Origin of the sequence: Curtobacterium sp. 1544, assembly GCF_040544915.1 — a bacterium.
GTDB classification, from domain to species: domain Bacteria; phylum Actinomycetota; class Actinomycetes; order Actinomycetales; family Microbacteriaceae; genus Curtobacterium; species Curtobacterium pusillum_C.
In genome coordinates this window covers 21,526-44,178 of record NZ_JBEPKX010000016.1, presented here as the reverse complement: position 1 = coordinate 44,178, position 22,653 = coordinate 21,526, and the positions used below count along the sequence as shown (strand labels likewise).

General features: G+C 71.5%; 23 protein-coding genes and 1 tRNA gene. 13 read left to right on the top strand and 11 right to left on the bottom strand.

Features of this window, described 5'->3' with window-relative positions; all coding sequences use genetic code 11:
• Together ABIC61_RS11055 and ABIC61_RS11050 are read left to right on the top strand one after the other, a co-directional pair.
• The gene (locus ABIC61_RS11055; RefSeq protein ID WP_354029933.1) at positions 1-879 is read left to right on the top strand and encodes an amino acid ABC transporter permease; all 879 of its coding nucleotides are present in this window, start codon (positions 1-3) and stop codon (positions 877-879) included.
• A complete protein-coding gene (locus ABIC61_RS11050; protein ID WP_354029932.1) occupies positions 876-1,646 on the top strand; it encodes an amino acid ABC transporter ATP-binding protein in 771 nt (256 codons plus the stop codon). Before ABIC61_RS11055 ends, ABIC61_RS11050 begins: the two co-directional genes overlap by 4 nt.
• Before the next feature lie 104 nt (positions 1,647-1,750).
• Here ABIC61_RS11050 and ABIC61_RS11045 read toward each other — a convergent pair whose 3' ends face one another.
• Entirely contained in the window at positions 1,751-3,193 is a 1,443-nt protein-coding gene (locus ABIC61_RS11045; protein WP_354029931.1) for a DHA2 family efflux MFS transporter permease subunit, read from the bottom strand.
• A gap of 80 nt (positions 3,194-3,273) precedes the next feature.
• Between ABIC61_RS11045 and ABIC61_RS11040 the strand changes: the two genes are divergently transcribed.
• A complete protein-coding gene (locus ABIC61_RS11040; RefSeq protein WP_354029930.1) occupies positions 3,274-3,933 on the top strand; it encodes a TetR/AcrR family transcriptional regulator in 660 nt (219 codons plus the stop codon).
• Here the strand turns inward: ABIC61_RS11040 and ABIC61_RS11035 are convergent.
• The gene (locus tag ABIC61_RS11035) at positions 3,930-4,895 is read right to left on the bottom strand and encodes an NAD(P)H-quinone oxidoreductase (RefSeq protein WP_354029929.1); all 966 of its coding nucleotides are present in this window, start codon (positions 4,893-4,895) and stop codon (positions 3,930-3,932) included. The genes ABIC61_RS11040 and ABIC61_RS11035 overlap by 4 nt on opposite strands.
• Before the next feature lie 75 nt (positions 4,896-4,970).
• Between ABIC61_RS11035 and ABIC61_RS11030 the strand changes: the two genes are divergently transcribed.
• Positions 4,971-5,423: a hypothetical protein gene (locus tag ABIC61_RS11030; protein ID WP_354029928.1), complete on the top strand. Its 453-nt coding sequence runs from the start codon at positions 4,971-4,973 to the stop codon at positions 5,421-5,423.
• Between the two features lie 75 nt (positions 5,424-5,498).
• Here the strand turns inward: ABIC61_RS11030 and ABIC61_RS11025 are convergent, their stop codons facing one another.
• The 4 genes from ABIC61_RS11025 to ABIC61_RS11010 form a co-directional block, all read right to left on the bottom strand.
• Positions 5,499-6,377, bottom strand: a complete 879-nt coding sequence (locus ABIC61_RS11025; RefSeq protein WP_354029927.1) for an aldo/keto reductase — start codon at positions 6,375-6,377, stop codon at positions 5,499-5,501.
• A 68-nt stretch (positions 6,378-6,445) separates the two neighbouring features.
• Positions 6,446-7,693, bottom strand: coding sequence for an FAD-dependent oxidoreductase (locus ABIC61_RS11020; RefSeq protein ID WP_354029926.1), 1,248 nt, complete (start codon positions 7,691-7,693; stop codon positions 6,446-6,448).
• Between the two features lie 237 nt (positions 7,694-7,930).
• Complete coding sequence (locus tag ABIC61_RS11015) at positions 7,931-8,401, bottom strand: DUF6264 family protein (protein WP_354029925.1); 471 nt, start codon at positions 8,399-8,401, stop codon at positions 7,931-7,933.
• A gap of 10 nt (positions 8,402-8,411) precedes the next feature.
• Positions 8,412-9,302 carry an HpcH/HpaI aldolase/citrate lyase family protein gene (locus tag ABIC61_RS11010; protein WP_260852620.1) on the bottom strand — a complete coding sequence of 297 codons (891 nt, stop codon included), beginning with the start codon at positions 9,300-9,302 and terminating at the stop codon, positions 8,412-8,414.
• A gap of 250 nt (positions 9,303-9,552) precedes the next feature.
• Here ABIC61_RS11010 and ABIC61_RS11005 point away from each other — a divergent pair, with 250 nt between their 5' ends.
• The 3 genes from ABIC61_RS11005 to ABIC61_RS10995 are packed head-to-tail and all read left to right on the top strand — an operon-like array spanning position 9,553 to position 14,178.
• Positions 9,553-13,278, top strand: a complete 3,726-nt coding sequence (locus ABIC61_RS11005) for an AAA family ATPase (RefSeq protein ID WP_502908804.1) — start codon at positions 9,553-9,555, stop codon at positions 13,276-13,278.
• A 29-nt stretch (positions 13,279-13,307) separates the two neighbouring features.
• Complete coding sequence (locus ABIC61_RS11000) at positions 13,308-13,565, top strand: hypothetical protein (RefSeq protein ID WP_354029923.1); 258 nt, start codon at positions 13,308-13,310, stop codon at positions 13,563-13,565.
• Positions 13,566-13,584: 19 nt separating this feature from the next.
• Positions 13,585-14,178: a CDP-alcohol phosphatidyltransferase family protein gene (locus ABIC61_RS10995; RefSeq protein ID WP_354029922.1), complete on the top strand. Its 594-nt coding sequence runs from the start codon at positions 13,585-13,587 to the stop codon at positions 14,176-14,178.
• Between the two features lie 126 nt (positions 14,179-14,304).
• On the opposite strand, the gene mscL is transcribed toward ABIC61_RS10995, so the two are convergent.
• The 3 genes from mscL to ABIC61_RS10980 are packed head-to-tail and all read right to left on the bottom strand — an operon-like array spanning position 14,305 to position 15,739.
• Entirely contained in the window at positions 14,305-14,802 is a 498-nt protein-coding gene (gene mscL / locus ABIC61_RS10990) for a large conductance mechanosensitive channel protein MscL (RefSeq protein ID WP_354029921.1), read from the bottom strand.
• A gap of 57 nt (positions 14,803-14,859) precedes the next feature.
• Positions 14,860-15,153, bottom strand: coding sequence for an FmdB family zinc ribbon protein (locus ABIC61_RS10985; protein ID WP_144752770.1), 294 nt, complete (start codon positions 15,151-15,153; stop codon positions 14,860-14,862).
• Between the two features lies 1 nt (position 15,154).
• Positions 15,155-15,739 carry a 5-formyltetrahydrofolate cyclo-ligase gene (locus ABIC61_RS10980; RefSeq protein WP_079237169.1) on the bottom strand — a complete coding sequence of 195 codons (585 nt, stop codon included), beginning with the start codon at positions 15,737-15,739 and terminating at the stop codon, positions 15,155-15,157.
• 115 nt (positions 15,740-15,854) lie between these two features.
• On the opposite strand from ABIC61_RS10980, the gene galU reads away from it, so the two are divergent.
• The 4 genes from galU to ABIC61_RS10960 all read left to right on the top strand — a co-directional run bounded on the left by galU (position 15,855) and on the right by ABIC61_RS10960 (position 18,825).
• Complete coding sequence (gene galU, locus ABIC61_RS10975) at positions 15,855-16,745, top strand: UTP--glucose-1-phosphate uridylyltransferase GalU (protein WP_144752767.1); 891 nt, start codon at positions 15,855-15,857, stop codon at positions 16,743-16,745.
• Positions 16,746-16,814: 69 nt separating this feature from the next.
• Positions 16,815-17,474 (top strand): GNAT family N-acetyltransferase, encoded by a 660-nt coding sequence (locus ABIC61_RS10970; RefSeq protein WP_144752764.1) that lies wholly within the window; start codon positions 16,815-16,817, stop codon positions 17,472-17,474.
• Positions 17,475-17,608: 134 nt separating this feature from the next.
• Complete coding sequence (locus tag ABIC61_RS10965) at positions 17,609-18,700, top strand: hypothetical protein (RefSeq protein WP_354029920.1); 1,092 nt, start codon at positions 17,609-17,611, stop codon at positions 18,698-18,700.
• A gap of 52 nt (positions 18,701-18,752) precedes the next feature.
• Positions 18,753-18,825 (top strand) — tRNA-Ala (locus ABIC61_RS10960).
• A gap of 59 nt (positions 18,826-18,884) precedes the next feature.
• Here ABIC61_RS10960 and ABIC61_RS10955 read toward each other — a convergent pair.
• Positions 18,885-19,268, bottom strand: a complete 384-nt coding sequence (locus tag ABIC61_RS10955; RefSeq protein ID WP_354029919.1) for a hypothetical protein — start codon at positions 19,266-19,268, stop codon at positions 18,885-18,887.
• Positions 19,269-19,339: 71 nt separating this feature from the next.
• Between ABIC61_RS10955 and ABIC61_RS10950 the strand changes: the two genes are divergently transcribed.
• Positions 19,340-20,380, top strand: coding sequence for an amidase domain-containing protein (locus ABIC61_RS10950; RefSeq protein WP_354029918.1), 1,041 nt, complete (start codon positions 19,340-19,342; stop codon positions 20,378-20,380).
• Between the two features lie 27 nt (positions 20,381-20,407).
• Here ABIC61_RS10950 and ABIC61_RS10945 read toward each other — a convergent pair whose 3' ends face one another.
• Complete coding sequence (locus tag ABIC61_RS10945; protein WP_354029917.1) at positions 20,408-21,607, bottom strand: putative hexosyltransferase; 1,200 nt, start codon at positions 21,605-21,607, stop codon at positions 20,408-20,410.
• Positions 21,608-21,733: 126 nt separating this feature from the next.
• Between ABIC61_RS10945 and ABIC61_RS10940 the strand changes: the two genes are divergently transcribed.
• The gene (locus tag ABIC61_RS10940) at positions 21,734-22,582 is read left to right on the top strand and encodes an alpha/beta fold hydrolase (protein WP_354029916.1); all 849 of its coding nucleotides are present in this window, start codon (positions 21,734-21,736) and stop codon (positions 22,580-22,582) included.
• Positions 22,583-22,653 lie beyond the last annotated feature (71 nt).

Sequence of the window (22,653 nt, the reverse complement as noted above, 5' to 3'; positions counted from 1 at the left end):
GTGACCGTCCCAGCCGGCGCCGGCACCCCGGTGGCCGCTCCCGCGCCGAGCCAGATCGAGCTGGAGCGCCGTCTCTACCGTCGGCAGCGCGGACGCCGCTCGATCGTGGTGTCGGTCGCGTCGACGGTGGTCGTCATCGCGGTCGCGTACTTCGGCGTCGTGAACACGCCCGGGTGGGCCGCGGTCCAGCAGTCGTTCTTCGACCCGCAGACGGCGATCGACTCGTTCCCGTCGATCCTCGCGGGCCTGTGGCTCAACATCCGGATCCTGTTCTTCAGCGCGATCGGTGTCGCCGTGTTCGGCACCCTGCTGGCCGTGGTGCGGGGCCTCCGGAGCCCGGTGTTCTTCCCGCTGCGGATGCTCGCCACCGGGTACACCGACCTGTTCCGCGGCCTGCCGCTCATCATCGTGCTGTACCTGGTGGGCTACGGGATCCCCGGCCTCGGGGTCTTCCCGCGCCTGCCCGCCGAGGTCTGGGGCACGATCGCGATCGTGCTGACGTACTCGTCGTACATCGCGGAGGTGCTCCGCGCCGGCATGGAGGCCGTGCACCCCTCCCAGCGCCTCGCAGCCCGGTCGCTCGGGTTGTCGCACGCGAAGACGCTCCGGCTGGTGGTGCTGCCGCAGGCGATCCGCAAGGTCACCCCGGCGCTCATGAACGACTTCGTGTCGATGCAGAAGGACGTCGGCCTGGTGTCGATCCTCGGTGCCGTCGACGCGGTCCGGTCCGCGCAGATCGCGCAGGCGGAGACCTACAACTTCACGCCGTACTTCGTCGCCGGCCTGCTGTTCGTGGTCATCAGCCTGCCGCTGATCCGCGTCACCGACGCGATCGCGCGTCGACAGCAGCGGCGCGAGCAGATCGGGGGTGCCGTATGAGCGGCCTGGAGGCACGGATCACGCCCGACGCGTCGGCCGCGGTCCTCGAGTTGCGCGGCCTTCGCAAGGCCTTCGGTGAGCACGAGGTCCTGCGCGGGATCGACCTGACGGTGCACCGCCACGAGGTCATCTGCGTCATCGGCGCGTCCGGCTCGGGGAAGTCGACGCTGCTCAAGACGGTGAACCTGCTCGAGGGCATCGACGACGGCGAGATCCTGCTGCAGGGGACGGACATCGCCGACCCGCGGATCGACGTCGATGCCACCCGCGCCCGGATCGGTGTCGTCTTCCAGCAGTTCAACCTGTTCCCGCACCTGAGCGTCCTCGACAACGTGACGCTCGCCTCGCGGCAGGTGCACGGCGTCGGGCGGGCCGAAGCCGAGGCAACGGCCCGTCGCCTGCTCGAGCGGATCGGCCTCGCGGACTTCGCGGGGGCGTACCCGGACCGGCTCTCCGGCGGGCAGCAGCAGCGCGTCGCCATCGTGCGGGCGATCGCGTCCGACCCCGAGCTCCTCCTCCTCGACGAGGTCACGAGCGCGCTCGACCCGCAGCTCGTCGGCGAGGTCCTCGACCTCGTCACCGAGCTGAAGCGGCAGGGTTCCACGATCCTGATGACCACGCACGAGATGCACTTCGCGCGGAACGTGGCCGACCGGATCGTGTTCCTGCACCAGGGCGAGGTGGTCGAGCAGGGTGTTCCGGCGGAGGTCCTCGACGCCCCGCAGCACCCGGCGCTGGTCGAGTTCCTCTCCCGCGTCCACGCCTGACACCCTCCCTCCCCTCCGCAAAACACCGGTGTTCGTCTCCCGCACCGCGACATTCCGCGGTGCGTCGTACGAGCACCGGTGTTCAGCGAAGGGGTGTTGGAGGCCTACGCGACCAGGGCCGGCGAGGCGGCGGCGAGCTGCGCCTCCAGGCCGTCGTCGGTGACCGTCTCGGGGACGTGCGCCGACCGACCCGCGGGCAGGAACGCCGCGACGAACGCACTGACCGCGACCACGGCCGCCCCGACCATCACGGCGGGCTGTGCCGCGTCCACGTAGCCGGTCGGCGTGAGCTGACCGCCGTTCCCCGTGAAGACGGCCGTCAGGACGGCGATCCCGAGCGCGACCCCGATCTCCCGGAGCGTCGAGTTCGCACCGGACGCCTTCGCGTGGTCGTGCTGCGGCATCCGGGCGAGCACCGCGGTCGAGATCGGACCGAACACCGCGCCCATCCCGACGCCGGCGAGCAGGAAGCCCGGCAGCAGCGTGGGGAACGTGACGTCCGCGGCCATCGTGCCAGCGATCCAGAACAGTCCGGCGGACAGGAACACCATGCCGCCGGTGATGAGCACACGGGTGCCGACCCGGGGAGCGATGATCCCGGCGAGCGGGGCGATGACCATCGGTGCGAGGGTCCAGGGCATCGTCCAGATGCCGGCCTCGAGCGGGGTGCGCCCCTGCACGACCTGCAGGAACTGGATGAGGATGAACACCGCGCCGAACGCGCCGAACGAGAACGTCATCGCGACGACGTTGGCGAGGGCGAAGCTCCGGTCGCGGAAGAACCGCAGGGGCAGCAGCGGCGCGGTGGTGCTGGCCTGCCAGAGGACGAACGCGACCAGCAGGACGCCGCCGCCGACCAGGCCGGTGAGCACCTCGCCGCTCGTCCAGCCGGCGTCGTTGCCGCGGACGACCCCGAAGACGACGCCGAGCACCCCGAGGCCGGCGAGCAGCACGCCCACGACGTCGGCGCGGACGCGGGCACCGCGGGTGTTCGGCAGTGCGAACAGTGCGAGCGGGACGGCGACGATGCCGACCGGGACGTTGAGCCAGAAGATCGCCTCCCAGCTCCAGCCCTCGACGACGGCTCCGCCGATGAGCGGGCCGAGCGCGACGCCGAGGCCGGAGATGCCGCCCCAGACGCCGATGCCGACGGTGCGGAGCCGGTCCGGCACGCTGCCGACGAGCAAGGTGAGGGACAGCGGCATGATCGCGGCGGCGCCGGCGCCCTCGATCGCACGCCAGACGATGAGCGAGGTCGGGTCGGTGCTCATCGCGGCGAACGCGGAGGAGACGGTGAAGACGGCGATGCCGGCGACGAAGAGGTGACGGCGGCCGAGCCGGTCACCGAGACCGACGGCGAGCAGCATGAGCGCCGCGAACGCGAGCGTGTAGGCGTTCGTGATCCACTGCAGCTCCTCGACAGAGGCGCCGAGGTCGGCGTGCACGGCGGGCAGGGCGCTGGTGACGACGAGGTTGTCGAGCGTCGCCATGAACATCGGGAGGGACGCGGCGGCGATGGCCAGCCAGACGGGGATGCGTCGTTCCATGGTGGGGATCCGTTCCGTTTGGTAATCGGATGATTACTTACGAGGGGCGACTGTAGTAATCGACTGATAACCTGTCAACCATGACTCCCTCGGCATCTGCACCGGCGACGGCCGTCCGCATGCCCGCCGCGCAGCGTCGCGCGATGATCCTCGAGGCAGCACGCGGGCTCTTCGGCAGCCAGGGCTACAACGGCACGACGACCGATCAGATCGCTGCGGCCGCCGGCATCAGCCAGCCGTACGTGGTGCGGATGTTCGGCTCGAAGGAAGCGCTCTTCCTCGAGGTCTTCCGCGACACCCTCGACATCCTGCTCGACGCGTGGCGGGAGACTCTCGCGCACCTCGGGCCCGACGACACCGCGGCGCACGTGATCGGCGAGCAGTTCGTCGACCTCGCGGCGACGCGGGGGCTGCACACCCTGCTGCTGCAGGGTTTCGTGTCCGGAGCCGAGCCGGCGATCGGTGCCGCGGCCCGGGCGGGGTTCCTCGAGATCTACCGGTTCCTCCGCGACGAGGCCGGGATCGCCGACGACCAGGTGCAGGGGTTCCTCGGCAGCGGGATGATCTTCGCGATCATGCTGGCGATCGACATGCCCGCCCGGTTCGACGACGACCCGGACGCGGCCGACCTGCTGCGGGCGACGTTCGGGGCGAAGTGCGGGCAGGTGCTGGACCTGGTCCGGGGCCAGCGGTCCGCGGGCATCGGTGTCACGGGAGCACCCGCGGGCGCGGGCGCCTAGGGCGTCAGCAGCACCTTCCCGATCACCTCGCCGTCCCGGACCCGGCGGTGCGCCTCGGCGGCTTCGGTGAGCGGCAGGACCGCGTCGACCACCGGGCGCACCCGACCGTCCGCGACGAAGGGCCAGACGTTGTAGCGGACCGCCTCGACGATGGTGGCCTTCTCGTCGAGGGGCCGTGCGCGCAGGGTGGTGGCGCTGATCGTCGCCCGCTTCCGCATCATCGCGCCGAAGTCGAGCTCGCCCGTGCGTCCGCTGCCCGAGGCGATCACGGCGATGTGCCCGTTCGTCGCCAGGACCTCGAGGTTCCGGCCGAGGTACTCCGGGCCGACGACGTCGAGCACCACGTCGACTCCGCGGCCGTCGGTGAACTCGAGCGTCCGTGCGACGAAGTCCTCCGACCGGTGGTCGATCACGAGGTCGGCGCCGAGCTCCTCGGACGCACGGACCTTCCGCTCGCCGCCTGACGTCGCGATGACCGTCGCGCCGAGCGCCTTCGCCCACAGCACTGCGTGCGACCCCATCCCGCCGGTCCCACCGTGCACCAGGAGGGTCTGGCCCGGCCGCAGCCCGGCGAGCATGCCCACGTTCGAGTACACGGTGCACGCAGCTTCGGGGAGCCCCGCCGCCTCGACCAGGTCGACGCCGTCCGGCACCGGTAGCACCTGCGTGGCTGGTGCGACGACGAGCGAGGCGTAGCCGCCGCCCGACAGCAGGGCGCAGACCCGGTCACCGACCGCGAAGCCCTCGACGCCGTCGCCGAGCGCGCGGACCGTGCCGGAGACCTCGAGCCCGAGGACCTCCGAGGCCCCCGGCGGCGGCGGGTAGTTGCCCGCGACCTGCTGGAGGTCCGCGTTGTTCACCCCCGCGGCAGCGACCTCGATGAGGACCTCGCCGGGGGCCGGTACCGGGTCGGGGAGGTCGGTGACGTCGAGGGAACCGTTGACCGGGAGGATGACACGCATGCGCTCGACGCTACGCTCGACGTGGATCCGTGCCCTGACCGAGGGGTGCGGTCAGACCCGGGGGGACCCATCACCATGACGAAGAAGCTCGTCTCGCTCGCCACGGCAGTCGTTGCCGTCGCACTCCTGGCCGGCTGCTCCACCGGCGGTTCCGGCTCCGGTGCCACCACCGCCGCGAAGGAGAACACGACCCAGTCCCAGTCCGCCGCGTGCAAGGCCTTCGAGTCGAAGGTCAAGTCCGCCGCCGAGGGGCTGCAGTCCGAGGTCGCGAAGCTCCAGTCCGACCCGCAGGCCGCCGTCGCCAAGCTCAAGGAGTTCGACGCCTCGCTCTCCGACGGCGTCGACGCCGTCACGAACCCGACCGTGAAGCCCAAGGCCGAGGCGTTCCACACGGCCTACGCCGACATGCTCACGCAGATCGAGGCGATCGCGAAGGACCCGCAGTCGGCCGACATCTCGAAGTTCACCGACACGACCACGAAGGTCCAGGAAGCCGGCAACGACTTCCAGAAGGTCTGCACCTCCTGACGCGGGCCGATCGACGAACGCACCCCGCACCTCCGGCGGACGGCACAGCCGACCTGGAGGCGCGGGGTGCGTCGTCTACGCGGCCGCCGGCTGGGACGCGTCCAGTCGGGCGACGTCCTCCGGACGCAGCTTCACGGTCGCGGCGGTCACGGAGTCGAGGATCGACTGGGGGCGCGATGCGCCCGGGATCGGGACGACGACGTCGCTCTTCTGCAGCTCCCACGCCAACGCGATGACCTGCGGGGTGACCCCGCGGTCCCGCGCGATGTACGCGAAGTCCTCGTAGGCGGTGCCGAGTTCCGCGGCGTTCGCGATGCCGCCGAGGGGACTCCACGGCAGGAACGCGATGCCGAGCTCGTCGCAGAGCGCCAGTTCCGGCTCGCTCGAGCGGAACTTCGGCGAGAACTGGTTCTGCACCGAGGCCAGACGGCCGTCGAGGACCTCGTTCGCCGTACGGATCTGGTCGGGGTCGGCGTTCGAGATGCCCGCCATCCGGATGACGCCCTCGTCGAGCAGGTCCGCGAGGGCCCCGACGGAATCGGCGTACGGCACGGCGGGGTCCGGGCGGTGGAACTGGTACAGGCCGATCGTCTCGACGCCGAGGCGCTTCGCGGAGGCCTTCGCCGCCTGCTTCAGGTAGTCCGGGTGCCCGTTCTGCGCCCACGCACCCGCTTCGGGACGGAGGTGTCCGCCCTTCGTCGCGATGAGGACGTCGTCGGCGGGACCGTGGAACTCCCGGACGGCCCGTGCGATGAGCTCCTCGTTGTGTCCCACTTCGTCGTGGGCGGCCAGGTGGTACGCGTCGGCGGTGTCGATGAGCGTGACGCCGGCCTCGAGTGCGGCGTGGATCGTTGCGATCGCCTGCCGCTCGTCCGGTCGTCCCTCGATGGACATGGGCATGCCGCCCAGTCCGATGGCACTGACCGACACGTCTCCGATGACTCGTTGCTTCATGTCCCCAGCATGCGCCGGGACCGCCCTTGCCCGTCCAGGGTCAGCACGGTCCAGGCGCAGCGCCGTCGTCAGCGCCGCGCCCAGGCGGGTGCGTGCTCCGGCAGCGGGCCGAACGCGATGCCGCGGGCGTAGAGCCCGCGCACCGGGGGCACCCACCGGGCGAGCAGGACCGGCAGCTTCGGTGGACCCGACTGCAGCCCGCCCGCGAACGCCCGCTCGAACACCACCCGGTGCAGCACCGCCTGCGCGGTCTGGATCGCCACGGCGGGCGGCGTCCGACGGCGCTGCACCCGTGCGAGGGTGCGGTCGAGCGCCGCCCCGCGCAGCCCTCGCTGCAGCGCCGGAGCGAGCACGGAGGCGGTCGCGACGGCGTCCTGCACCGCGAGGTTGATGCCGACCCCGCCGGCCGGGGACATCGCGTGCGCAGCGTCCCCGATGCAGAGCAGTCCCGAACTCCACCACCGGGGCAGCCGGTCCATCCGGACGTCGAGCACGTGCACGTCGTCCATCGACGCGATCGTGTCCACGCGGCCCGCGAAGTCCGGTCGGAGTCGGGCGACCCGCGCGCGGAAGGCCCCGAGCCCCTCGGCTCGGAGCGCGGCGTCGGAACCCTTCGGCGCGAAGTACGCGACCTGGTGGTAGTCCGGCCGCGGGAAGCTCAGCAGGACGTCGGTGCCGGAGAACGCCGGGACGAGCGCGGTCGTGGCGTCGCCGGGCTCGCGGGGGAGCCGGAACCACCACGTGTCGAACGGCACCTGGACCGATCGGGGGCGCAGTCCCGCCGCGGTGCGCAGCACGGAGTCGCGGCCGTCGCAGGCGATGACGACGTCGGCGCGGAGTTCCTCGGTTTCGCCGTCCCCGCGGTACGGGCGGAGGTGGACGCCGGTGACGACGCCGTTCTCCTCGATGGTCCCCGTCGCCGCGAGGCCCATCGAGATGTCGAACGAGGGTTCCTGCCGGGCGGCGGTGACGAGCAGGTCGAGCAGGTCCCACTGGGGCACCATCGCGACGTGGTCGTACGGCGGCCGCAGGCGCGAGAAGTCGCCGAGCAGCAGCCGGGAGCCGTCCGGCATCGGCAGCGAGAAGTCGTCCAACCGTGACTGCGGCAGGGCGGCGAACCGATCCCCGAGCCCGAGTTCGTCGAGCAGCCGGATGGTCGAGGCGTGCACCGTGTCACCGCGGAAGTCCCGGTTGAAGTCGTCGTGCTTCTCGACGACCCGCACGGCGATGCCCGCCCGGGCCAGCAGCAGGCCGAGGACGACCCCGGCGGGGCCGCCGCCGACCACCGCGACCGTCGTACGCGAGACCGTCACCATGCCCTGGACGCTACCCCGGTGCGGACGGGAGGCACGGTGCGGGCCCGCCCCGCGCCTCCCGTCCGCCGTGCGGTCGCGTCCACCGCCGCGATGCGACAACGTCGATGTCGCACGACGGCCACGATGTCGTCCCGCCGCGCGCGCAACTGTTGCGGACGCGGGCCAGCGACGACTCCGATGTCGTACGACGTCGGAGATGTCGTTCGGAGTCGGCGCGCCCCACGCCGAACCCGCGCGTCAGGCGGTGGTGCCGACCGAGCTCGAGGCCGTGCCGGAGTCGGCCGCCCCCGCGAAGACGACGCCGCCCCACGTGATGACCGCGATCGCGAGCACGAAGCCCACCGCGGCGATCCACCACGACGACCGCCGACGGATCCAGGCGCCGATCGCGAGGACCACCGTGGCGACCCCGATCACGAACGCCCCACCGACCGCGATCGCCGTACCGCCGATGTACGCCCCCGGCGAGCAGCCCGCCGAGGCATCGCACGTCGCCGTCGCCGAGATCACCGCGATGATGCCGACGACCGCGGTGACGATCGTCATCACGGCACCGAACGCCAGCAGCAGCACGGTCGAGATCCGGTCGGCGAGCTTGGCCGGCGGGAACAGCGTCGTGCCACCGCGCTCCCACGCCGCGCGCTGCGGGTCGCCGGAACCGGGGGGAGTGGACTGCGGCGGACCGCCGGGGACGTTCGACCAGGTCATGGGTGCAGTCCTACCGTGCCTCGACGCCGAACGCCTGTGCGAGGCGCTGGATCTTCTGCGCGCGACCGAGTCGCGGCAGGTCGGAACCGTCGCGGATGACCTTCCCGCGTGCCTCGAAGTCGTCGAGGAAGTCCTGCGCCCAGGCGACGTCGGTCGGCGTGGGGGAGATCACCTCGTTGATGACCGGCAGCTGCTCGGTGTCGAGGCACAGCTTCCCGGTGAGGCCGAGCGACACCGCGACCTGCGACTGCTCGCGGAGGATCGGGTGCGACGAACCGACCGTCGGGCCGTCGATCGGGCCGGGCAGGTCGCCCACGCGGGACGCCACGACGAGCTTGGACCGCGGGTACGCCATCGCGAGCGTGTCCGCGCTCGTGCCGGTGTCACGGCGGTAGTCGCCGGAACCGAACGCCAGCCGGAACGCGCCCTGGGCCTTCGCGATCGACACCGACTCCTCGATGCCGACCGCCGACTCGACGAGGGCGATCACGGGGGTCTGTCCGCCGAGGCGGTGCCAGGTGTCGGTGACCTGCGCGGGCGACTCGGTCTTCGCGAGCATCACGCCCTGCAGCCCGGGCAGGCCACGGAGCTCCTCGACGTCGTCCGCCCAGAAGTCGGTCGTGACGTCGTTGATCCGCACCCAGGCCTCGCCGCCGCCGGCCAACCAGGACGCCACGGTGTTCCGAGCACCGGGCTTCGCGGCCGGGTCCACGGCGTCCTCGATGTCGAGGATGATCTGGTCGGCCCGGGAGCGCTGGGCCTTCTCGAAGCGATCGGCGGCCGTCCCGGCGACGAGGAGCCACGAGCGCGAGATCTCCGCCGGGACCGATCGGCGCCGGTTCGGCACGGAGGTGGACTCCGGCGCGGGGGTGGACGGAGCAGTGCGGTCGTCGATGGCCATGCCCCGTTGGTACCACATCGGGCCCGCGGGGATCGCATCGTGCGTGCCCGGAAACCCCGAAACCTCGGTTCATTGCCAGAGTGCCAGCCCGCTTCCGCCTACAGTGTCGGATGTGTGGCGAGCGGACAGGGTGACCGACGGTGAGGACGACGTGAACGACGACGTCCCCATCGAGGGCGCCGACGCGCCCGCAGACGGACAGCAGGACCAGCAGGGGGAGCAGGAGCAGCGGGGGCAGCAGGAAGAGGCCGTGGTGACGGACGAACCCGACCGCACCCTGCGTCCGGAGCTGCAGCTCACGAGTCCGCAGGCGATCAGCCTGGGTGATCCGCGCCTCCAGGCCGGCAACGCCGCGGAACCGGTGTGGGACGTCTGGCGGAAGCAGCTGACCGGTGTCGGTGGGACGAGCCCGCTCACCCACTTCGCCGACCACCCGCGCGCCCGCATCGAACTCTCGACGACGCACCCGGGCGGCCTGGCCCAGTTCATCACCGGCAAGACGACGCTCCTGTCGAGCCTGATCCGCGACGAGGTGGCGCTCCGCGCCGCCCGGATCGCCGCCGGACACGTCGAGGCGAAGGGCACCGAGCTCGCCACGGTGCGCGGCATCGACGCCGTGAAGCTCGGCATCGGCATGGCCGACTGGCAGCACGGCGACGAGCAGTTCCGCGGCCCGGTGCTCCTCCGACCGCTCGCGATCCGTCGCCACGGCCGCGACTTCGAGGTCCGCCTGCTCGGCGAGCCCGTGCTGAACCCGGGTCTCGCCGACGCGCTGCACGAGCAGTTCGGGGTCATCCTCGACGCCCAGTCGTTCGTCGCCCTGGCGCAGCAGGACGGCTCGTTCACGCCGAACCCCGTGATCGACCGGCTCCGCGGCCTGACCGCGCACATCCCCGGCTTCTCGGTGCACGCTCGACTCGTCGTGTCCACCTTCGCCGAGGTCGCGTCCGGCATGGTCGAGGACACCCACGAGCTCTCCCACCCGGTGCTGGACGCCCTCGCCGGCAACCCGAGCGCCAAGTGGCAGGTCGAGCAGTCGTACCACCCGGTCGAGCAGACCCCGTCGGACGAGCGCAGCCCGGAGACGGACACGCTCCTGCTCGACGCCGACGACGAGCAGGAGAACGTGATCGCGCAGATCACGGCCGGCAACTCGATCGTCGTGAAGACCCTCCCGGGAACGGGTGGCACGCAGACGATCGTGAACGCGCTCGGTGGCCTCGTCGCCGCGAACAAGCGCGTGCTCGTCGTGAGCCCGCGCCGTGCGACCCTCCGTGGCATCGCCGCCCGGTTCGCCGAGGTGCAGCTGCCCGGTGTCGCCGTGACCCCGTCGACGCTCCGGCGCGACGTCGTCCGCGCGATCGCCCGGAACGAGAAGGCCTCCCGTCCGAACCTGCGCGAGGTCGACGACGCCCTGGTCCGGCTCCGCAAGGTGCTCAAGGACTACCGCGGGTCGCTGAGCCGCGTCGACCCGGACTTCCGCGTCTCGGTGCTGGACTGCCTCGTCGAGCTCTCGCGGCTGTCCCTGCTGCCGGTCCCGCCGTCGACCACGGCGCGGCTGTCGAAGACGAGCGTGACGAGCATGGTCGAGGGGCGCTCCCGCGTCGCCGAGACGATGGTCAGCGCGGCGAACCTCGGCGAGTTCCGCTACGGCCCGGACGACTCGCCCTGGTACGGCGCGAAGTTCTCGTCGAGCGACGGTGCGCAGCGCGCCCACAAGATCGCCAAGGACCTCGACGCCGACGCCCTGCCGACGCTGCTCCGCCGCGCGCACGACCTCGTGGCGACGACGCACATGCGGCAGTTCACGACGATCAACGAGCTCGGCATCTACCTGCGCCTGCTCACCGAGATCCGGGACACGCTCGACCGCTTCCTGCCCGTCGTCTTCGACCGCTCGGTCTCCGAGCTCGTGGCCGCGACCGCCCCCCGCGGCGAGGGCGCACCGATGTCGAGCACCAACCGACGCCGCCTCAAGAAGCTGGCGCGGGAGTACGTCCGTCCGGGCGTGCACGTGTCCGACCTGCACGAGGCCCTCACCCGCGTGCAGCAGCAGCGCGTCCTGTGGCAGCGCTACGTCGCCGCCGGCGTGAACCCCGAGGTGCCCACCGGCATCGCGGACGTTCAGGTGCTGTTCTCGAACGTCGTGCAGGACCTCGCGCGCCTCGACGAGCCGTTGGGCCGCACCGCCCGCGAGACCCAGCTGGCGAACGTCCCGGTCGACGAGCTCGTGCCGACGATCGCGCGCCTGGCCGAGGAGTCCGACGTCCTGCACAACCTGCAGGAGCGGACCGAGCTCATGCAGACGCTGCGCGACCTCCAGCTCGAGCCGCTCATCACCGACCTGGCGAACCGGCACGTGCCGGACACGCACGTCCCCGCCGAGCTGGAACTCGCGTGGTGGCAGTCCGCCCTCGAGACGATGCTCGAGTCCGACCGGGCCCTGCTCGGTGCGAACACCGACATGCTCGACCGGGTCGAGGCCGACTTCCGCCTCGTCGACGACGCGCACGCGGCCGGGGTGTCCCAGGGTCTCGCGTGGCAGCTCGCCGAGAACTGGAAGGTCGGTCTCGTCGACTGGCCGGAGGAGTCCACCGCCCTCAAGACGCAGCTGAAGGAGGGCGCGATCACCTCGCGCCTGCTGCAGGACTCCGCACCGCACCTGTCGCGGTCGATCGCACCCGTGTGGCTCGCGTCGCCGTACGAGGTTGCCCAGATCGCCGACACGATGCCGTTCGACACCGTGATCCTCGTCGACGCCGGTGCCGTGACGATCGCCGAGACCGTCGGTGCCGTGCGTCGTGCCCGCCAGACCGTCGTGTTCGGCGACCCGGTGACGCAGACGCCGTCGCCGTTCCGGATCGCCGTCGACCCCGCGCACCGCGCCCTGCAGGTCGACGAGGAGACGCTCGACGCCTTCCACGCCGACTCCGCGCTCGCGAAGTTGTCGACCCTGCTGCCGACGCTCTCGCTCACGCGCTCGTACCGCGCAGGCGGCGAGGACCTCGCCGAACTCGTGAACCGTCGCTTCTACGGCGGCCGGATCGAGTCGCTCCCGTGGGCCGGGTCGTTCCTCGGGCACGGCTCCATCGCGCTCGACTACGTCAGCGACGGCAAGGCCGTGCCGGACCCGGAGTCCGGTGCCGTCGAGAGCGTGGACGCCGAGGTGGACCGCGTGGTCCGGCTCGTCATGGACCACGCCCGCACCCGGCCGACCGAGTCCCTCATGGTGATCACCGCGTCGGCGAAGCACGCCGTCCGGGTCGAGCAGGCCGTGCTCACCGCGGCGCAGGGGCACAAGGACCTCACGGAGTTCGTCATCGGCGACCGGGCCGAACCGTTCATCGTCGCGACGCTCGAGCAGTCCGTCGCCCAGAGCCGCGACCGCGTCGTGTTCTCGATCGGCTACGGCCGGACGCCGCACGGTCGTGTCCTGCGTGACTTCGGTCCGCTCGGCAAGCCCGGCGGAGAGCGCCTGCTCGCCGTCGCGATGACGCGTGCGCGCCGCTCGATGGTGATCGTCACGTGCTTCCAGCCCTCCGACATCGAGGCCGAGCGGATGGGCCACGGCACCGTCGCGCTCGCTGAGATCCTCGCCGAGGTCCGTGCCCGCACGACCGCCGAGTACGTGCCGGACGACTCCGACCCGCTGCTCGTCGACCTGGCGCGCCGCCTCGAGATGCGCGGCATCCCGGTCGCGCTCGGGCACCGCGGCAAGCTCGGCCTGGTCGCCGCGCACGGCGGGGTCTGCGTGACGATCGAGACCGACGCCTCGCTCGTGAAGGGCTCGCTGCGCGAGTCGCTGCGCCTCCGCCCCGAGGTGCTCCGTCGACTCGGTTGGCACTACGTGCGCGTGCACGCGTTCCAGCTGTTCTCGGACCCGGACCGCGTCGCGAACACGGTCGCGTCGGTGCTCGGCGTCGACCGCGGTGCCACGCAGGAGATCAGCATCCCGCCGATCCCGGCACGCCGATGACCCGGCGGGCACACCGGCCCGCGGGGCCGGTGACGCCCGAGACGGACCAGCTGGTGGGCACGTGGACGCGGGCCGACGACGCGTCGTCAGCCGCGCCTCCCGTCCGTCCCGCGGCTCGCGTCGGCGGCGAGTCGGACGGCCGCCCTGGAGGCACGGGTCGCCGCCGCAGACGCGTCACCACCCAGCCGGTGCCGGGCTACGACCCCGCCGCGCCCGCCGAGCCGGCGCGGCACCGCGACGGTGAGAACGACGACCAGCTCCGGCGGGACGTCCCCCCACATTGGTGACCAGGTAGCATTTCCGGCGATGACTGACACCGTGCGGGAGCGCCCCGACTGGCAGACCTGGCCGAACCTGATCTCGCTGTTCCGGCTGCTGCTGATCCCGGTCTTCGTGTGGCTCGTCGTCGCTGGACACCCCGGGTGGGCGCTCGTCGCCCTCGTCGTCATCGGGGTGAGTGACTGGGCGGACGGCTTCATCGCCCGGAAGTTCGACCAGGGCTCGAAGCTCGGCAAGGCGATCGACCCCGTTGCCGACCGACTGGCGATCATCGCGATCGTGCTGTCGCTCGTCCTCACCGGGCTGCTGCCGTGGTGGGTCGTCGCCGTCGTGGTGCTCGTCGACCTCGTGCTCGTCGTGCTCTCGAGCGTGCTGTTCCACGGCAACCCGGACCTCGACGTGACCTGGACGGGCAAGATCCGGTCGGCGCTGCTGTTCGTCGGGCTCCCGGTGCTGCTGTTCTCCGCGGTGCACACGGTCGACGAGAACGCCCCGTGGGTCCGCGTCGTCGCCCTGGTGTTCGTCTACCTCGGCACGGCCGGCCACGTGCTCGCCGGCGTGCAGTACGCGATCGCGATGTTCGCCAAGCGCCGTGCGGTCGGCGCTCCCGCCGCCCGCTGACGTTTCGCGCGCGATTGCGCCCCGGTGCGGGCGCGATTGCGCCCCCGAACGAACATCGCGCCCCGCAGAGACGGGGCGCGATGTTCGTTGCGGGGCGCGATCGCCCCGCCGTGGTTCGGAGTGTGCCTAGAGCTTGGTCGTGCCGCCGATGCCGGGACCCTCGGGAGCGGTCGACGGAGCCACGTGCGCGCCGGACCCCGTCGATGCGGGCACGCCGTTCTGCGTCCGCAGCAGGTCGCGGATCTCGAGCAGCACCTCGACGTCGGTCGGCGGGACGTCCTGCGGCGTCTGCTCCTCGTCGTTCTTGACCCGCTCGAACGCGACCTTCTTGAGGTGGTTCACGGGGAGGACCAGCGCGAAGTACACCACGGCCGCCACGATGACGAACTGGATCACCGCACCGACCACGGCACCGAACTTGATCTCGGCATCGCCGTTGAGACCCGGGATCGTCCAGATCCACGTGTCGTCGAGGCTCGACGCGTTGAAGATCGCGCCGATGAGCGGGTTGATCACCGCGTTGACGATGGCGGTGACGATGGCGGTGAACGCAGCACCGATGACGACTGCGACGGCCAGGTCGATGACGTTGCCGCGGAGCAGGAACTCCTTGAAGCCCTTCACGCGGGCCTCCTTCCGGGTCGGGGAAACCCCAAACCTACCGAGGAGGACGCGTCACGGTCACGACGCTGCAGGCTTCGGCGTGGCTGCCTTCGTCTCGGTCTTGGCGGGCGTGGGCGTGGACGACGACCCGGATGAGTCCGACGATCCGGACGAGCCGCTCTCCGCCTTGGGGGTGGCCCGCGAGTCGGTGCGGTAGAAGCCGCCCCCGTTGAACGTCACCCCGACCGGCGAGAAGACCTTGCGCAGCGCGCCCCCGCACGCCGGGCACTCGGTGAGCGTGGCGTCGGAGAACGACTGCTTGATGTCGAAGGCGTTGCCGCACTCGGTGCAGCGGTACGAGTAGGTGGGCACCCTAGCTCCGGAAGGTGATGATGCGCGACGGCGTGATGATGCCGTCGACGGGTTCGTCGTGGGGTTCGCGCGGGACCTCGTCGAGGTACTCCGCGTCGAAGATCACAGCATAGACGGGCGGGCGGTTCGCCATCGACCCGAGCGTCTTGTCGTAGTAGCCGCGGCCCCAACCCATCCGGACGCCGTCGTGCCCGACCGCGGCAGCGGGGGTGAGGATCGCGTCGACGTCGTTGATCGCCAGGGGGGAGAGCACCTCGCCGACGACCTCGGGCATGCCGGCCAGGCCCTCGGTCTCCGAGGTCCCGTCGCCGACCGCCCAGTCGAGCAGTCCGTCCTCGCGGGTGATCGGCAGCAGGACGCGCACACCGCGCGAGTAGGCCCAGTTCAGGAACGGGCGGACGTTCGGCTCCTCCGGCGCGGAGAGGTACAGCGCGATCGACTCGACCTGCCGTTCCTCGGCGAAGCGCTGGAGGGTCGCGGTGAGCGCCTCCGTGTCGGCGTCGCGTTCGGTCGTGGTCCGGGTGCGCCGCCGCTGCCGGAGGTCGGCTCGCAGGGCACGTTTCTCGTTCCCGAGATCGGCGATCATGCGCAGGAGTCTACCGAGGGTGTCCGTTGCGGCTTCCCGCCGCCGGTCGCGCGAAGCCGTGTCCTCCGTAGCGACGACATGCCCCGTCCAGGGGTCATCCGATACCTTCACAGGCATGGGCTTCCAGATTTCGAAAGCCGTGATCCCCGCCGCAGGCCTGGGCACGCGCTTCCTCCCCGCCACCAAGGCGATGCCGAAGGAGATGCTCCCCGTCGTCGACAAGCCGGCCATCCAGTACGTGGTGGAAGAGGCAGTCGGCGCGGGCCTCACCGACGTGCTCATGATCACGGGGCGCAACAAGAACGCGCTCGAGAACCACTTCGACCACGTGTCCGAGCTCGAGGAGACCCTGAAGAAGAAGGGCGACCACGAGAAGCTGCAGAAGGTGAACCAGTCCACGGACCTCGCCGACATGCACTACGTCCGTCAGGGTGACCCGCTCGGCCTCGGCCACGCGGTGCTCCGCGCCAAGATGCACGTCGGCCGCGAGCCGTTCGCCGTGCTCCTCGGTGACGACATCATCGACGCCCGCGACCCCCTGCTCCAGCGCATGATCGAGGTCCAGGGCGAGAAGAACGCCACGGTCGTCGCCCTGCTCGAGGTCCCGGAGTCGCAGACCCACCTCTACGGCATCGCGACCGTCGAGCCGACCGACACCGACGACGTCGTGAAGATCACGGGCCTCGTCGAGAAGCCCCCGCAGGGCGAGGCGCCCTCGAACCTGGCCATCATCGGCCGCTACGTCATCCGCCCCGAGGTCTTCGACGTCCTCGAGAAGCAGGAGCCGGGCAAGGGCGGCGAGATCCAGCTGACCGACGCGCTCATGAAGATGGCGAACGCCGAGGAGTGGACCGGCGGCGTGTACGGCGTCGTGTTCCGTGGACGCCGGTACGACACCGGTGACAAACTCGACTACATCAAGGCGATCGTCCAGCTCGCCTCGGACCGCGAGGACCTCGGCCCCGACCTCAAGTCGTGGCTCAAGGAGTTCAACGCGGGCGAATAGTCGACCCGTCGCCGAACGGGTCCGGGGAACGCCCCGGGCCCGTTCGACGCCCCCGGAGGAACCAGCGCGATGACGACGATCCCGACCCTGTCCCACGGGCGGGTCACCATCCGGCCCCTCCGGCTGCGCGACAGCCGCGACCTCGACGTCGCCCTCGCCAGCAACCGGTCGTGGCTCCGCACGTGGGAGGCCACCAACCCCTCCGGACACGTCTCCACCGACGTCCGCGGCAGCATCCGCGCGCTCCAGGCCAACGCCCGCGCGGGGCTCGGGCTCCCGTTCGCGATGGAGCTCGACGGCCGGTTCGTCGGCCAGCTGAACGTCTCCGGCATCACCTACGGCTCCCTCGCGAGTGCGTCGATCGGGTACTGGGTGGTCGAGGACGCGGCCGGTCACAACGTCACGCCGATCGCCGTCGCGATGGCGGTCGACCACTGCTTCCGCGTCGTCGGCATCCACCGCATCGAGATCTGCATCCGGCCGGAGAACGCCCCCTCGCTCCGGGTCGTCGAGAAGCTCGGCTTCCGGTACGAGGGCCTCCGTCGCCGGTACATCCACATCAACGGCGACTGGCGTGACCACTTCTGCTTCGCCCTCGTCGCCGAGGAGGTCCGCGAGGGCGTCCTCGAACGCTGGGTCCGCGGGCAGGTCCCGCCGGGTGTCGGCAGCGTGCCGCTCGCCGCGCGCGACGAGGCGGCGTTGCCGCTGCACACGACGCCCCGCGTCTGACCCGTCGGTCCCGTCCGCCTCGTCCCACCGAGCGGACTGGAGGCGCGGCTCGCCTCCCGTGATTTCGTCACGACACGCGCAACACGCGTCCGGCAATCACCTGCCAGGGGAACGCCCGCCCCTACCGTGTTCGCATGGCAGGTATCGGCTCCTGGGGCGGCGGCATCGTCCTGCTCATCGCGGCCGTGCTCTGGCTCGTCTACCTCATGCCGTCCTGGGCGGCCCGGCGGCAGTACCTCGCCACCGAGCGGAACGCGATCCGCCTGCAGCAGACCCTCCGCATCCTCGCGCAGACGGCCGAGCTGCCGGACGAGGTCCGCGTCGAGATGAACGCCAAGTCCCTCGCCGAGGCGCAGCGCGTCGCGAAGTCGGAAGAGGCGAAGCGCACCGCGATCGTCCGCGCCCACGAGGCCGCTCGCCAGCGGGAGATCACCCGTCGGCTCGCCGAACAGGCTCCCGTCCTCGAGCGTGCGTCCTCCGTGCCCGCGCTCACCGCGATGCGGATGCGGCGTTCCCGGCTCGGGGCGACCCTGCTCGGGACGCTCGGCATCGTCGTCGCGATCGTCGTCTTCGTCGCGGCGCCCGCCGCCTGGCTGGTCGGTGTCGCCGGCCTCGTCGCCGCGGGCGGGTCCGCAGCGGTCCTCGCCCAGCTGCACCAGGTCGCGACGGCGCGGAAGGCGCGGACAGCGACGGCCGTACCGGAGGCGAGCCGTGCCTCCAGGCCGACGACCGCGTGGACGGACCCGGCGCCGCCGCTGCCCACCGAGCAGCCCGCCGAACCCGCGCGCGACCGGAGCTGGACCCCGAACCGCGTCCCGAAGCCGCTGTACGTCGAACGCCCGGCCGCTCCGGCCGCCTCGCCGGAGTCCGCTGCCGAGCTGGCCGCGCGACTGAAGGAGCGCGTCGCCGAGGCCAAGGCACAGGCCGAGGCCGAAGCGGCCGCGATCCGCGCTGCCGAGACCGACCCGTCGCTCGCCCGGGTCTCGCAGATGCGGCCGGACGTCGAGGAAGCCGTCGCGTCCCTGTCGGCGCACGACCAGGGTCGGCTCGCGGAGCGGCTGGGGCTGCGAGCGCCCGCCGTTCCCGCTGCTCCGGCGCCGGAGTCCGCTGCGCCCACCGAGCCTCCCGCACCCCCGAGCAAGTGGGCCGGCATGGGGGTCCTCGGCGACGACGCGTACGAGCAGGCGGACCTCGACGCGATCATGCGTCGCCGCCGCGCCGTGTGATCGGCTCGATTTCAGATCGGGCCGAGGCGGGTGCTAGTGTGGTCGAGTCCTTGGGGCTATGGCGCAGTTGGTAGCGCGTCTCGTTCGCAATGAGAAGGTCAGGGGTTCGAATCCCCTTAGCTCCACTCCAAGAGAGAAGGCCACCCGATCGGGTGGCCTTCTCTCGTTCCGGGGTGTGTCGGCGTCAGCCGGGCACGCTCTCCGTCAGGACGCCCGCCTGCGCCAGGTCGGTGTGGATCGCGTTGGCGGCCTGCTCGAACGCGCGGTTGCCGCGGGAGATCCCGAGCGCCCCGCCCTTGATCGCGGACTTCCCCGAGCCGCGGAGCAGCCGGGCGACGGTCCGCCCGTCGGGCGTGACCATGACCTGCACGTCGAGGCGGGTGTGGAAGGTGCGGTCGTTGGCCATGCCGCCGATGAGCAGCGTCAGGCCGAGGCTGCCGCGGGTGGCGCGCAGGGCTCCCTGCTCGCCGTCCTCGACGGTGTAGCCCTCGCGGGCGAGGGCGCCGCGGACTCGGGCGCGGACGGATTCGGGGTCGGCTGCGACGAAGAAGTCGTGGCTCTCGGGCATCGGGTCTGATCCTCTCAACGGTGGTTCCTGCCAGAGATCATGCCGTGTCGTCGCCTACCCTGGGAAGCACCATGACTGCTTCGTTCACGCGCCGTTCCCTGCTGTCCCTCGCCGGGGTGACCGGGATCGGGCTCGCCGTGGCCGCGTGCTCGTCGGGCAACGGCGGCGGCAAGGGGGCGGGCAAGGGGTCAGGGGCGGACGGCGGCGGCTCCTCCACGCCGACCGCGAAGCCCGTCGCGAAGTCGGTCAGCCCCGCGCAGGTCCCGCTCGCCGGCGGTGTGACGATCACGGTCGCCGGCACCGGGCTGGCGGCGGTCAAGGGCGTCACGGTCGGTGGGGTCGCAGCACGGGACGTCACGGCCACGGCGACGAAGGTGACCTTCACGGCGCCGCACCAGGCGATGTACACGGCGGGCTCTGCGGACGTGGCGCTCTTCACGTCGGCGATCGAGCCGAGTCCGTCGGCGAACCAGTCGTCGGACGGCAACGGCAGCGCGGCGAACGACGGGCAGACCGGGGCGACGCAGGACTCTGTGACCGCGACGCCCACGCCGACCACCGCACCCGTGCCGGACGCCGCGACGGCGGTGGCGACCTCGACCCTGGCCTACGCCGCACTGACCGACGTCGACCGGCAGCTCCAGTACGCGATGGCGCACTGGAAGGACTACAACCTGGCCGAGTACGGCACCATGAACCCGATCGGCGGCGACTGCGCGAACTACGTGTCGCAGACCCTGATCGCCCGCGGGTGGGAGCAGCGCTCCGATTGGTACAACCGGTCTGCGGGGGCGGAGCACACGGCGACGTGGACGTACTGCCCGACGATGGACCCGTGGCTGACGACCAACGCTGCGGAGTTCGGGCTCACCCGGCGGTCCCTCGACGAGCGTGACAAGGTCAAGGTCGGCGACATCGTGTTCTACGACTGGAACGACAACGACTCGCCGGACCACACGACCATCGTGTCCGAGGTCTTCACGGAGCCCGACGGCACCATCCGCATCAAGTCGGCGAGCCACAACCAGGACGGCCCGTACCGCGACCTCGACGAGATGATCACGGTGCAGCACCCGGGCGGCACCGCCTGGTTCCACACGTTCGACGCGTAGCCGGCCCGCCCGACCGGGCCGCCCGCGTCACGGGTACCCGAGGAACCAGAGCAGCACGATCGCCACGGGCTGCAGGCACACCCCGACCACGAGCCACGTGACCGCCCGCCGCCGCGTCCGCACGAACACGTCCGACCCGAGCAGCGGCGCCATCGGCATGAGCAGCCGCGGCAGGCTCTGCTGCGGCAGGAACACGGCGACGAGGTACAGCCCGTACGACGCCGTGAACGCCCACACGTCGACCCCGAGCGCCCGGACGTCGCGCCGCCACCAGAACCAGACCGCACCCGCCAGCACAGCGACCACGAGCACGACCCCGAGCGGCCCGAGCCACGTCCCCGCCATCGTGAACCACGGCGTCAGCGGCGCGAAGTGCTGCCGCCCGACGAACCCCACCCACCACGACAGCTCGGTGTCGAGGTACGCGTTCGGGCGACCGGTCACCGCGGAGGCGATCACCGGCCACGCCAGCCCCGCCGCTGCCACGACCAGCCCCGACACGACGATGGCCACCGCGTCCCGGACGGGCAGCGCCCGACGCTCCTGCACCCACCGCACGACGAGGTGCACGGCGAGCGCGACGGCCAGCGCGAGCACGCCCGGCTTCGTGAACGCCGCGACGAGCCCGAGCGGCGCCACGAGCCAGTACCGACGACGCACCAGGGCGAGCAGCGCCCCGAAGAGCAGCAGCAGGAAGGTGCTCTCCGCGTAGGCGACCTGCAGCAGGAACCCGGTCGGGGCGAACGCGAACAGCGCGGTCGCCCAGCGTGCCCGGTGTGAGCAGCCCACCGCCAGGACGAGCCGGTACAGCAGCACGCACGTTCCCGCCCCGGCGAGCGCCGACACCAGGACGCCGGCGACCCAGAACGACCCGCCCGTCAGCGGCATCACCGCGCGTACGAGCGCGGGGAACACGGGCAGGAACGCCCACGCGTTCGGAGCGACGTGGCCGGCGTCGTCGAGCGGCAGGGTCGTCGGGTACCCGTGCTCTGCGATGATCCGGTAGAACGACGCGTCCCACGAACCCGAGAACGTGAAGAACGACGGGTCACGACGGTACGAGGCGAAGGTCCAGCCGTTCGCGGTCGCCACGACGTAGACGGTCGCGAGCAGCGCCGTGCTGACGACGCGGGACGCCAGCCACAGCAAGAGGGGAGTGGTCCACGCGCTGTGGCGCGCGTCCAGGGCCGGCCTGGAGGCGCGGGTCGTCTCCGCAGCGCTGGTCACCCGAGCGATCTTCCCACGTCCACGGCGTGCGGCTGCTGTCCGCAAGGCGTACGGACTCACCGTCGGCCCAAGCTCCGGGGCGTTTCATCGGAACCGTTCCCTGGACGAGCAACCACAGGAGGCAGCATGCCGTTCATCACCGTCGGAGCCGAGAACGGGCACGACATCGATCTGCACTACGACGACTTCGGTTCGGGCGACCCGGTCGTCCTCATCCACGGCTGGCCGTTGTCCGGCCGTTCGTGGGAAGGCCAGGTCCCGGCGCTCGTCGCGGCCGGCCACCGGGTCATCGCGTACGACCGCCGCGGGTTCGGCCAGTCGTCGCAGCCGTGGGGCGGGTACGACTACGACACGTTCGCCGCGGACCTCGACACGCTCATCACCGAGCTCGGGCTGACGAACGTCACCCTGATCGGGTTCTCGATGGGCGGCGGCGAACTGGCGCGCTACGTGTCGACGTACGGCACGGCCAAGGTCGCGAAGCTCGTCTTCGCGAGCGCCGTCCCGCCGTACCTGTGGAAGTCGGACGACAACCCGGACGGCGGAGTCGACCAGGACCTCGCGGATTGGTTCTCGAACGGCATCACCGGGGATCGCCCGGCGTTCCTGCACGAGTTCGTCGACCTGTTCTACACGGCCGGGAAGCCGTCGCTCGTGAACAAGCCCCTCGTGTCCGGCGACCAGCGTGCCTACGACCTGGCGATCGCCGAGCTGGCCTCGCCGAAGGGCACCCTCGACTGCACGGCGGCGTTCGCGACAACCGACTTCCGCGACGACCTGACGAAGGTCGACGTCCCGACGCTGGTCATCCACGGCGACTCCGACGGCATCGTGCCGTTCGAGGTCTCCGGGCAGCGCACCGCGGCGGCGATCCCGAACGCGCAGACGCACGTGATCGAGGGCGGGCCGCACGGGGTGCTCGCCTCGCACAAGGACGAGTGGAACGAGGCGGTCCTGCGCTTCCTCGGCTCCTGACCGCGCGCCGATCTGCGCGTCGACCGAGCAGCAATGGTCGGGTCCGTTCGTCGGACCCGACCATTGCTGCT